We start from the raw sequence: 10,356 nt of genomic DNA on the forward strand, positions 1-10,356 counted from the left end.
TTTCATATAATACGGTAAAAACCAAGTCTGTATTAACAATAAGTCCCTTTTTTGAGATCAAGTTAGCTAAAAAACCATTTAATATCCCCGCTCACACTGGACAAGGGGGTGACGTTTTAGATCGGTAATACTCGCCACTGTATTTGTTAAGATTTGATATGCCATACACCACCTCATACAATTATATAATTCAACATTAGATCATTTAAGAGCACCCTTAAATGATCTTTTATTTAATCTTTATGTATAAAAATAACGTGTCAGATGGAAAAAGACTGGGGCGGCAAAACATAACGAATCGATCCTATCTAACATGCCACCATGACCTTCAATCATTTCACCGAAATCTTTAATGCCACTATCACGTTTTATCGCCGACATACACAAGCCACCAATAAAGCCCATCAGCGTAATCGCTAATGACATCAAACCTGCCTCCCACGGAGAAAATGGCGTTACCCAATAAAGTGACATTCCTAATAACACTGAAACCAAAATGCCACCAACAAAACCTTCAACTGTTTTATTCGGACTCAATTTAGGCACAATAGGATGTTTACCAAATAATTTACCAAACACATATTGCAAGACATCTGACATCTGCACCACAATCATTAAAAACAACAATAATTCGACATTCTCCCCTTCATAACCAGGAATATCTAACATCAATAAAGCGGGGGCATGGCTAATACAGAATACAGCAACTAACATTCCCCACTGTATTTTAGCTGTCCGTTCCAGAAAGTTCGTTGTATCCCCTGCTAATGCAATACGAGCAGGTAAAAACAGGAACACATAAACAGGAATGAAAATAGAAAACACGCCATACCACTCAATACCAACGGCAACGTATTGCAATGGCATGAAAATAAAGAAACACCAGAACATCGCCTCATGGTCACTTCGTCGTGTTGGTGTCAAAGTGAAAAATTCCCGTAAAGCGAAAAATGACATACTCGCAAATAATAACACTGAACCGATTGGCCCAATAATCACCGACAACACACAAATAATACACATCCCCCACCAGCCACGGATGCGGGCATTCAGATTATCGATTGTCGCATTACTGTTATCCATTGAATATTTGGAGGAGAGTATTGCACCAACAATACTGGCAATAATTAACGGCACGAACATCCCCCCCAACAACAGGATTAGTTTATTATTAAGCATAGTCATAATATTAACGCCTCCAATGCCTGACGAGCTCTCTGTAAAAAGTCAGCTTTTTCCTCTTTTGCACCTAACTTTTCCAAAGGTTGCCCAAATGTTGCCGAGCAAATAACAGGAACAACAAGTGCCGAGCCTTTTGGCAAAACCTTGTTTAAATTTTCCAGATAAACTGGAATAAGCTCAATATCAGGATATTTCTTCGCTAAATAATATAGCCCCCCTTTAAACTTATTAATTTGCTCCCCACTCCCTCGCGTTCCTTCCGGGAACAAAATTAAAGATTCGCCTCGTTTTAATACATCCTCCATTGGTGTCAGGGTATTTCCCTTTAAACAATCTTCTCCTTTACGATCAATAAGCACAGCCCGAAAAACTTTATTAATAAAATATCTGCGCAGATAAGTTTTACTCCAATAATCACGCGCAGCAACTGGATGCACCCGAGAACGTAACACCCGAGGAAACCCAGCCCAAATAACTAACCCATCCAGATGACTGCTATGATTAGCATAATAAATTCGGGAAACTACCGATGGCTTACACCCAATCCAACGAATTCTCACTCCTGTTAACAAACGGCAAAGCCCAGACAGAAACGAACCCATACCTTTACTTACCAGTGTCACTTCTTGTGGTTTATTCATTACAAGCATCCTTCTCCTGTAATTCATTCAATATGACTCTGGTTCGCCGAATACATGTCCAGAGACAACCCAACGTGATAACGACTAATACCGCCAATAAAAGATACTGGCTCCATAACTGAGGTAAAAAAGCGGCAACAATTGAACTAACGGTAATTAATGCCATCCGATGCTGTTTCGCCATCGGCCCCAGGAAACGCTGAGGTAAACCACAAGTCCCACCTAACAAGCGAATATAAGCAGTCAAAACAGCGAATAATGCAGCAATACAGCCAAGAGAAATCGCAAATGGAAAAAGTGTTAAACCATACCCCACCCCAATCAGAATAAAAGAATCAGCAATACGATCAGGAAGATCATTAAAAACAGTACCGGCAGCCGTCTTCAATCCCCCTTCAACAGCAACCATGCCATCCAATAAATTACACATTAGTCGGCCTTGAATAAGTAAGGCACCAATAATCAATAAAATTGAAGTCAACCAAAAAGACTCGACTAAAAAACACACGGCAAAACACACGCCAGCGAATACAGCAAAAACAACGCTGGCAACAGATATGCCATTTGGTGTCGCCCCTTTATATTGCAACCACTTAGCCATCTTACTGGCCCACACGGCATTGCGTGTTTTGATCGGACGCCGATCTTTTACCTCGTTACCAGACATACCTTTTCCCTTTTTGAGCACAAATGAACAATCAAATCTACTTAAGTTAAATGAAATAAGATAAACAGGATTGGTTAGAATAACAACAATAAAAAAACCTGCCGATAGGAGGAGCGAGAAACGGAGGTGACATCAATCTCTCCTTGTTGATTAATTTGAAATAACAGAATTTATTTCAACAAGTGCCCACTCATTGACCACTAGAAGGCAGAGGGAAAGACAGAGATAGCGTTCGTTTTCACAACACAACACTATGTAATAAAAGGATTTATTTAAAGGAATGCTCAACTTTTTGGGTATAGTTCAATTGGGACTTATCAATTCAGAGCGTCATAAAAAATCTTAATCAAAATTAACTATCACTACAACAAGTACACTAATCTCCCGATCTTACAACTGCCTTTAAATTGCATTACATACAAAATTACCTCTTGATCTATATTACCCTAAAGGCTAATATTTGCTGTGAAATGGGAGATTAACCATGATAGAAATTTTTTTCCATCCATCCGCAAACTCTGAAATAGATGGATTATCAGAAGAATTACAAGGTAAGTTTTATGCGTTGATAGACACTTTATCTGATAAACCGCATGATTTACGAGAACCACACTGCAAACTACTTGAAAAAAGAAACAAAATTTTTGAATTAAGAACAAGTAACGGAGACAACATAGCACGGGGTACATGGTGCTACGGGGAAGAAAAGAACACTATTTACATGCTTAGTTTCTTTATTAAAAAATCACAAAAAACAGACGTAAGAGACAAACAAACAGCTATAAATAGAAAAAAAGACATGATTAAAATGCATAAAAGAGAGGATCTAAGATGAGTAAAGTAATGACTTTCCGCGAAAAATTGGAAGCAAAGAAAAGAGAGAAAAACCCTGAATTTATCAAAGCATTTGAAGAAACAAAACAGACTTTAGACCTACATATTCAACTGCAAGAGGAAATGAGATCATGGAGAGAACTGGCGGGGTTAACAAGTGCACAAGTAGCCGAAAGAATGGGAGTTAAGCCTCCCACAATTTCAAGACTTGAAAAAAACGCAGATAGGGCAAGCATTGAGAGAATTTTAAAATATGCTAGCGTTTGTGGAATAAAAGAAATCAAACTTACTATTGCATCGTAAAAAGCCACCTCTAAATGAGGTAATGCTGCTCAGTTAAGGTTTGAACTACTACATGGGTGAACAGCTTGACCGGTTCGTACAGCACATGATTGAAAGTGGCCGTTATGGAAATGCCAGTGAAGTTATACGTTCGGCGCTGCGTTTGCTGGAGCAACAAGAAGCTTACGCCCTTTGCGGGAGAAATTTTTTAACAAAGCCCTCATGGGGAATAATCATACAAAATACGCGGTCTGATGCCGAGCTGACCTTGTGCCGCAAGCAGCGCCTGCATTCCCGTTTTTTTGCCCTCGTCGGTAACGCCGCCAATGATATTCGACGTGGTTTCTGCTTCAGTTTTCCCCTGAGCCACACGCACAACAACAGTCACGGGTTTGGACTGGTCGGCAATCGCTCGCAGAGCATGGAACAATGTGCCCGTTTTGCCGGCCTTACTATTGGCAGTCAGAACGTCGGTTAACAAGACTAGCGTGTTTAAGGGAAAAGTTTTGGTGTCAAACATCATCCGCTGTGCAGACTAGCACGACAATAGCGGTGCTGACAGTGGTAATAGTGCGCGTACCCTCGTTGATTTCCTGCACGCGGACACCATGATGATAATCTTGTGCCATAGCGAAAGACTCCCGTAATGATGATTTCGCTATGGTGATCGCTGTGACAATAAAATTCAGTTGATTGGGTAAGTATCAGGGATAGCACAAAGTGGAGGATATAAAAAGAGTATTAGAGATGTTCATCCTTGAGTAATCAAAAGACTCATGCCGCGCACGATAAATGAAGCGACAATTCTTGTAACTTTGCACAGAATTGTATAAAATTTTATACAATCAGGTAAGGAAGGGAAAACTATGACGAAAATCAGGAGCGGTACAGAGAAAGAAATTGCCTGGATTGGCTCTTCTTATGAAGATTTGTTAGCCTTCCCTACAGATGCACGTAAAGACGCAGGCTATCAGCTTCATAGAATACAGCATGGAATAGATCCTGAAGATTGGAAACCCTTTTCTGACATCGGTTCTGGCGTAAAAGAAATACGGCTAAGAGACAATACAGGTATTTATCGTATTATGTATGTTGCTAAATTCGATGAAGTTATTTATGTATTGCATAGTTTTCAGAAAAAAACTCAACAAACGAATAAACATGATAAGGATATCGCTAAAGTACGATACAACGCAGTTATCCAGCAACGGAGAAATATCAAATGACCACTAAAATTGACACTGAAATTCGTAGGGTAACTCCAGCCGGACATAATATATTTTCTGAGTTAGGTTTTACTGAGCAAGAGGCTCAGCAACTTCATGCAACCTCTTTACGAGAAATAGAAAACACATTGCAAATCAAAGAACAGCTAATGGAAGAAATTACTTTATGGATTGCAGATAAAAAAATGAAACAAGCTGAAGTAGCAACGGTGTTGCACATTTCTCGTCCAAGAGTATCTGATGTTGTGAATAAAAAGGTAAGTAAATTCACCATTGACGCATTGGTTAATATGTTAACCCGTATAGGAAAACCTGTTCAGATTACGGTAGGCTAAGACCCACATATAAAGGTGTTAGAGCAATTCAAAACAAGAGGCACCTAGAATGGGTGCTTCTTGGCATTTCACAAGATTCAACCTTTCGGTTCAATACCTCGTTGCCGTAGTTCTTTACGCAAAATCCGCTTGATCCATGTTACAAGAGAAAAATCACCGTCTCTACACGCTTGCTCTTCTAATTGCTCGCGAAATTTTTCTGGAAGGCGCATCTGATATTGTGGCAAGCATCCACACTCAAAAACTTTCGTATACTTTCTAACCCCTTCATACTTTTTCTATCATCGTCCACCCAATGTCCATATTGACGACAAAGCCCCCTTAAACGGGGCTTTCACCACAAATTACTTTCATAAGAAATACTTAATTAAAAGTTAACCATCACCTTAACAGATCTATCAAACCCACATACTGTAGGCTTTTTCATTTATCAAGGCCGAACAGGAAAGTATCCTCGATAAGTCACTATTGCAGTATCTGTTATCGCTAGGGTGGTTGAGTAGACCTCAAAACCCCAAACAGCAATAAAAACAAGTTTTGTCACTGTCCGACGTTATCTATTTTATTGAAGTTCTCGCTCAAGCAGCTGAACTATGAATTGGTTCTTTGAGACTGCGTGTGATATTGCCGCCGCAGTCAAGCGAGCTTCCAGCCAGCCAGGATAACGAAGAGTAAAAGATTTTAGCTTGTCCTCTTCTTTGAATGGGTTAATTCCCTCTTCCTCGCACGTTTCTATATATTCAGCCAGTGAGATTTGTCCCTCTTTTTCAAGCCCGTCAATACTGTTTGATACGAAATCACAATATCCGGTGACATCCAGAAACTTGCCGCGAAAGGCCCCAATTTCTGCTTCGTAGGTAACAGAAGCGGGATGGCCGTCGATAGTCATAATGTTGTTGCTTTTAATCATGTTCGACCCCTATTACATTTTCGAACCACTCACGAAGGCCATTTACTGCGCCTTTATCCATTACGTTACCAGGATGAGGTTGATGAGTCTGATAGACTGAGCCCATGAGGATAAACTTCCGGCGTGATCCGTTGCCGTTCTTGATCTTCCCCCCTAGTTTGTTAATCAGGCTGACTACATCATCCCATTTCATGCCGGATTTCGGCGGGGTGGTCAGCACATCCGCAAGGGTCTTGCGGTGCTTTGAGCTCAGCTCTTTAACCTTAATCATCCTTCATCTCATTGACGTCATTTGATGACATCATTCTATTTTGGCCCCATTATGATGTCAAACAATGACGTCATTTTTTGCTTCTTAAGTTTGTTAATCAGGGTTTGGCGAGAGTGTCACAGTATGAAAATGGAACTCATCAGCCAACCTTTGAAACAATGTGTGCGTTCTCCAAGATATTAAAAGGCCGTGTAATTTTTCTAAATACCAAAAATGGAGATCAACGCATTGTTCCCATTTCTGACAAATTAGAGAAAGAAATCCGTGGTAAAAAGAAAATGGGCAAGCTGTTCAATGTTGACTACATAAATTTCTGTAAGATCTTACATGTAGTAAAGCCCGACTTACCTAAAGGACAAGCAACTCATGTCCTCAGGCACACTTTTGCCAGCCACTTCATGATGAATGGAGGGAATATAATTGCATTACAACAGATATTAGGGCACGCCAGCATAATCCAAACAATGGTCTATGCACACCTTGCCCCGGACTATCTGCAACATGCCATTACATTAAATCCTCTTAAGGGTGGGATAGAAGTAGAATAAAGCTAGAGAGTGTGGCGAGCGTCCACCAAGCGTCCACACTCAAAAACTTTCGTATACTTTCTAACCCCTTCATACTTTTTTATGTTGTTGTTTTACAAAGAAATGTGTTGTAAGTGACTGAAAAAAAAAGGCCCTAAAAAGGGCCTGAAAGACAGGGATGGTGTCTATGGCAAGGAAAAATTCTCGTTTGCTACTACTTTGCTACTACATTTGCTGCTATGGGTATTACAAATCAGTTCGGTAACTGAGACATACGCTGCCGATAATGTTGTTCCAATTGTGCTTGTTGCTCAGGCGTCAACAGTTGGTACATCTGGTGATGGATACGTGCCATTTCTACCTGATGCTCCACATTACATCTGATCATCCTTTCAATCAGAGCCTTTACTGCCACGCCATCAAAATCCTTCGCAGTGACCAGCTTACGCATCTCTTCTCGCTCTGTGGGACTCATTGACATCGATGAACGCGGTTGATGTTTCTGCCCTACCAAATCACGCATCTGTTGACGCTGCTGCTCAGTTAAAGTGATACCGTTAAACATATGGTCATTATCACCAATATCGTTATTATTACGATAATGATAACTTCCTACATTTTTATATTCACAAGGTGCACAATTACCAGGTACCGTAGCAGCGTGCATTGTACTTGCTGTTCCAGCTAAAGATGCCATCGAGCTAAGAACAAACATTGACGCTAAAACTAACGCTGCTATGTTACGCATTAAACAACTCCTCGTTTCCCCGAACGATGCTATTAGGTTCAATGTGGACAACTATACTTACTCGGCTGCAAACTAGCGTCAGAGGCTTGTAAAAGAACGTAAAGTCGTGGAATAGCAAAGTTTGTTATCGTATTTTTGCTCTTGGAGGAAGTAATCAATGCATAAAATCCTATTAGTTGATGATGACCGTGAACTGACATCACTATTAAAAGAATTACTTGAAATGGAAGGATTTAACGTTGTTATCGCTCATGACGGAGAGCAGGCATTAAAATTCCTTGACGATTCGATCGACTTATTACTACTCGATATTATGATGCCGCGTAAAAATGGCATTACGACGTTAAAGGAGCTTCGTCTACACCATCAAACGCCAGTTATTATGCTGACAGCGCGAGGAAGTGATTTGGATCGTGTTCTGGGGCTAGAATTAGGGGCAGATGACTATCTTGCCAAACCATTTAATGATCGTGAGCTAGTGGCACGTATACGTGCTATTCTTCGCCGCTCAAACTGGAGTGAACAACAGCAAACAGACAATGGCCCGCCCACGCTTCAGGTCGATAACCTACAATTGAACCCTGGCCGACAGGAAGCCAACTTTGCTAATCAAATTCTCGATTTAACCGGTACCGAATTTACATTGCTCTATCTATTAGCTCAACATTTAGGTCAAGTTGTCTCCCGTGAACATTTGAGCCAAGAAGTATTAGGTAAGCGACTCACGCCATTTGACCGCGCAATTGATATGCATATTTCTAACCTACGCCGTAAATTACCTGAGCGGGAAGATGGGCTCCCTTGGTTTAAGACCCTACGTGGCCGAGGATATTTAATGGTTTCTGCGACATGATAAACAGTTTGACGGCACGCATCTTCGCAATTTTCTGGTTTACTCTGGCATTAGTCCTAATGTTGGTATTAATGGTGCCGAAACTGGATTCCAGACAATTGACCTCTCTGCTGGAAAATGAATACCGGCAGGGAGTCATGCTGGAACAACATATCGAAGCTGAATTAGCTCAAGATCCCGCTAACGATTTACTTTGGTGGCGTCGTTTATTTCGCGCGGTTGAAAAATGGGCCCCTCCGGGTCAGCGCCTAATACTGGTCACCAGCGAAGGGCGCGTTATTGGCGCACAAAGAAGTGAAATGCAAGTTGTCCGTAACTTTATTGGACAATCAGATAACGCAGATCATCCTAAAAAGAAAAAATATGGCCGCTCTGAAATGCTAGGGCCCTTTTCCATTCGAGATGGAGAAGATCATTATCAACTTTATTTAGTTCGTCCCGCGAATAGCCCACAATCGGATTTTATTAATCTGATGTTTGACCGGCCACTATTATTATTAACTGCCACCATGTTAATCAGTGCGCCACTCCTATTATGGCTGGCATGGAGTTTGGCTAAGCCTGCCCGTAAATTAAAAAATGCCGCAGACGATGTTGCTAAAGGTAACTTACGCCAACATCCAGAACTGGAAGCCGGCCCACAAGAATTTCTGGCCGCCGGTAACAGCTTCAACCAGATGATCAGTGTATTGGAAAGAATGGTTATCGCACAACAACGGTTAATTTCCGATATCTCCCATGAACTACGCACGCCTCTCACCCGCTTACAGCTTGCAACAGCATTACTTCGCCGCCGTCATGGTGAAAATAAAGAGCTAGAAAGAATAGAGACAGAAGCCCAACGGCTAGACAGCATGATTAACGATCTGTTAGTACTCTCCCGCAGTCAGCATAAAAATGAACTGTTGAGAGAAAACATTAAAATGACAGATTTATGGAACGATATTCTTGACAATGCTCGCTTCGAAGCTGAACAGATGGATAAAACCCTTGAAGCAACCTTACCACCGAGTTCTTGGGCAATTTACTGCAACCCATTAGCACTTGGCAGTGCTTTTGAAAATATCGTGCGTAATGCCTTACGCTACTCCCACCACCATATTGCGGTCGCATTTCACGCCGATAATCAAGGGATCACTATTACCGTTGATGATGACGGCCCGGGCGTCAACCCGGAAGACCGTGAACACATATTCCGCCCTTTCTACCGTACAGACGAAGCCCGCGATCGGGAATCCGGCGGCACTGGCCTTGGCTTAGCCATTGTTGAAACCGCGATTAACCAACACCGCGGTTGGGTTCGTGCTGAAGACAGCCCACTCGGCGGCTTACGCTTGGTTATTTGGCTACCACTTCATGGCCGGTAATACAGATTTCTGCTAAGCTTATTCTACAAATTCATTAAACAAATAAATTTTATTTATACTTGACCCGGCGAGTCTGACGGTTTAACCTCCCCTGTTATTCATTAAAAAACCTTATATTTTATTGCTTTTTTATTACAGCAGACAAAAGCATTGAAAAATCAAAACAGTAGATAAAATTATAACATTCTATGGAGTTCTGGGAGCCAATAACCTAGTGCGGTAGCTTTGTTATTACCTTATTTATTATTTCAGCAATATATCTTACACAACCTATTTAAAAAGCTTGTTAAATTTTCACCTGCCAAATAAAACTTATGGAAATAGATAGCACCCTATTAAAAACCAAATGTAATTTATTTTCATAAGTTTTATTTTTAAGTCATCATCTTAAAAGGCAAAATATGTCCTCACTCAACATTCTCACCGAGAAATTTGATAATAAAACCGCCACCATTGCCATTGTTGGCCTGGGTTATGTTGGCTTACCGCTCATGCTCAGATATAACGATATTG

General features: G+C 41.0%; 12 protein-coding genes and 3 pseudogenes. 8 read left to right on the plus strand and 7 right to left on the minus strand.

Annotation, left to right across the window (positions count from 1 at the left end; genetic code table 11):
* Positions 1 to 240: 240 nt before the first annotated feature.
* From AACQ38_RS19555 to AACQ38_RS19565, 3 genes are read right to left on the minus strand one after another with little or no spacing between them, the layout of a single operon-like run.
* Positions 241 to 1,185: a phosphatidate cytidylyltransferase gene (locus AACQ38_RS19555; RefSeq protein WP_181573468.1), complete on the minus strand. Its 945-nt coding sequence runs from the start codon at positions 1,183 to 1,185 to the stop codon at positions 241 to 243.
* On the minus strand, positions 1,182 to 1,823 hold the full coding sequence (locus AACQ38_RS19560) for a lysophospholipid acyltransferase family protein (protein WP_011148841.1): 642 nt from the start codon (positions 1,821 to 1,823) through the stop codon (positions 1,182 to 1,184). Before AACQ38_RS19560 ends, AACQ38_RS19555 begins: the two co-directional genes overlap by 4 nt.
* Complete coding sequence (locus AACQ38_RS19565; protein WP_011148842.1) at positions 1,816 to 2,490, minus strand: CDP-alcohol phosphatidyltransferase family protein; 675 nt, start codon at positions 2,488 to 2,490, stop codon at positions 1,816 to 1,818. The genes AACQ38_RS19560 and AACQ38_RS19565 overlap by 8 nt, the downstream gene beginning before the upstream one ends.
* Before the next feature lie 484 nt (positions 2,491 to 2,974).
* Between AACQ38_RS19565 and AACQ38_RS19570 the strand changes: the two genes are divergently transcribed.
* The 3 genes and pseudogenes from AACQ38_RS19570 to AACQ38_RS19580 all read left to right on the plus strand — a co-directional run.
* Positions 2,975 to 3,325, plus strand: coding sequence for a type II toxin-antitoxin system RelE/ParE family toxin (locus AACQ38_RS19570; protein WP_011148843.1), 351 nt, complete (start codon positions 2,975 to 2,977; stop codon positions 3,323 to 3,325).
* A gap of 8 nt (positions 3,326 to 3,333) precedes the next feature.
* Positions 3,334 to 3,627, plus strand: a complete 294-nt coding sequence (locus AACQ38_RS19575) for a helix-turn-helix domain-containing protein (protein WP_165578860.1) — start codon at positions 3,334 to 3,336, stop codon at positions 3,625 to 3,627.
* A gap of 52 nt (positions 3,628 to 3,679) precedes the next feature.
* Positions 3,680 to 3,811 (plus strand): annotated as a pseudogene (locus AACQ38_RS19580) (type II toxin-antitoxin system ParD family antitoxin); the annotation flags it as partial.
* A gap of 33 nt (positions 3,812 to 3,844) precedes the next feature.
* Here AACQ38_RS19580 and AACQ38_RS19585 read toward each other — a convergent pair.
* Positions 3,845 to 4,235 (minus strand): annotated as a pseudogene (locus AACQ38_RS19585) (phage tail protein); the annotation flags it as partial.
* A gap of 237 nt (positions 4,236 to 4,472) precedes the next feature.
* On the opposite strand from AACQ38_RS19585, the gene AACQ38_RS19590 reads away from it, so the two are divergent.
* Complete coding sequence (locus AACQ38_RS19590) at positions 4,473 to 4,832, plus strand: type II toxin-antitoxin system RelE/ParE family toxin (RefSeq protein ID WP_054477599.1); 360 nt, start codon at positions 4,473 to 4,475, stop codon at positions 4,830 to 4,832.
* On the plus strand, positions 4,829 to 5,167 hold the full coding sequence (locus tag AACQ38_RS19595; protein ID WP_054477596.1) for a helix-turn-helix domain-containing protein: 339 nt from the start codon (positions 4,829 to 4,831) through the stop codon (positions 5,165 to 5,167). The genes AACQ38_RS19590 and AACQ38_RS19595 overlap by 4 nt, the downstream gene beginning before the upstream one ends.
* A 562-nt stretch (positions 5,168 to 5,729) precedes the next feature.
* Here the strand turns inward: AACQ38_RS19595 and AACQ38_RS19600 are convergent.
* On the minus strand, positions 5,730 to 6,077 hold the full coding sequence (locus AACQ38_RS19600) for a type II toxin-antitoxin system HicB family antitoxin (RefSeq protein WP_011148854.1): 348 nt from the start codon (positions 6,075 to 6,077) through the stop codon (positions 5,730 to 5,732).
* Positions 6,070 to 6,348, minus strand: coding sequence for a type II toxin-antitoxin system HicA family toxin (locus AACQ38_RS19605; protein ID WP_165578858.1), 279 nt, complete (start codon positions 6,346 to 6,348; stop codon positions 6,070 to 6,072). Before AACQ38_RS19605 ends, AACQ38_RS19600 begins: the two co-directional genes overlap by 8 nt.
* A gap of 182 nt (positions 6,349 to 6,530) precedes the next feature.
* Between AACQ38_RS19605 and AACQ38_RS19610 the strand changes: the two are divergent.
* Positions 6,531 to 6,896: pseudogene (locus AACQ38_RS19610) on the plus strand (tyrosine-type recombinase/integrase); the annotation flags it as partial.
* A 232-nt stretch (positions 6,897 to 7,128) separates the two neighbouring features.
* Here the strand turns inward: AACQ38_RS19610 and cpxP are convergent.
* Positions 7,129 to 7,623, minus strand: a complete 495-nt coding sequence (gene cpxP, locus AACQ38_RS19615) for a cell-envelope stress modulator CpxP (protein ID WP_165578859.1) — start codon at positions 7,621 to 7,623, stop codon at positions 7,129 to 7,131.
* A 157-nt stretch (positions 7,624 to 7,780) separates the two neighbouring features.
* Between cpxP and cpxR the strand changes: the two genes are divergently transcribed.
* Positions 7,781 to 8,476, plus strand: coding sequence for an envelope stress response regulator transcription factor CpxR (cpxR, locus tag AACQ38_RS19620; RefSeq protein ID WP_011148857.1), 696 nt, complete (start codon positions 7,781 to 7,783; stop codon positions 8,474 to 8,476).
* On the plus strand, positions 8,473 to 9,843 hold the full coding sequence (cpxA, locus tag AACQ38_RS19625; RefSeq protein ID WP_011148858.1) for an envelope stress sensor histidine kinase CpxA: 1,371 nt from the start codon (positions 8,473 to 8,475) through the stop codon (positions 9,841 to 9,843). The genes cpxR and cpxA overlap by 4 nt, the downstream gene beginning before the upstream one ends.
* Positions 9,844 to 10,356 lie beyond the last annotated feature (513 nt).

The sequence above is a fragment of the Photorhabdus sp. RW14-46 genome (assembly GCF_963887965.1).
GTDB classification, from domain to species: domain Bacteria; phylum Pseudomonadota; class Gammaproteobacteria; order Enterobacterales; family Enterobacteriaceae; genus Photorhabdus; species Photorhabdus laumondii.

Excerpts from the sequence above, each read along its gene's own strand:
- AACQ38_RS19595 (WP_054477596.1), top strand. The coding sequence starts at position 4,829 with ATGACCACTAAAATTGACACTGAAATTCGTAGGGTAACTCCAGCCGGA.
- cpxA (WP_011148858.1), top strand. The coding sequence starts at position 8,473 with ATGATAAACAGTTTGACGGCACGCATCTTCGCAATTTTCTGGTTTACT.
- cpxP (WP_165578859.1), bottom strand. The coding sequence starts at position 7,623 with ATGCGTAACATAGCAGCGTTAGTTTTAGCGTCAATGTTTGTTCTTAGC.
- AACQ38_RS19575 (WP_165578860.1), top strand. The coding sequence starts at position 3,334 with ATGACTTTCCGCGAAAAATTGGAAGCAAAGAAAAGAGAGAAAAACCCT.
- AACQ38_RS19565 (WP_011148842.1), bottom strand. The coding sequence starts at position 2,490 with ATGTCTGGTAACGAGGTAAAAGATCGGCGTCCGATCAAAACACGCAAT.
- AACQ38_RS19555 (WP_181573468.1), bottom strand. The coding sequence starts at position 1,185 with ATGACTATGCTTAATAATAAACTAATCCTGTTGTTGGGGGGGATGTTC.
- AACQ38_RS19590 (WP_054477599.1), top strand. The coding sequence starts at position 4,473 with ATGACGAAAATCAGGAGCGGTACAGAGAAAGAAATTGCCTGGATTGGC.
- AACQ38_RS19560 (WP_011148841.1), bottom strand. The coding sequence starts at position 1,823 with ATGAATAAACCACAAGAAGTGACACTGGTAAGTAAAGGTATGGGTTCG.
- AACQ38_RS19605 (WP_165578858.1), bottom strand. The coding sequence starts at position 6,348 with ATGATTAAGGTTAAAGAGCTGAGCTCAAAGCACCGCAAGACCCTTGCG.
- cpxR (WP_011148857.1), top strand. The coding sequence starts at position 7,781 with ATGCATAAAATCCTATTAGTTGATGATGACCGTGAACTGACATCACTA.
- AACQ38_RS19570 (WP_011148843.1), top strand. The coding sequence starts at position 2,975 with ATGATAGAAATTTTTTTCCATCCATCCGCAAACTCTGAAATAGATGGA.
- AACQ38_RS19600 (WP_011148854.1), bottom strand. The coding sequence starts at position 6,077 with ATGATTAAAAGCAACAACATTATGACTATCGACGGCCATCCCGCTTCT.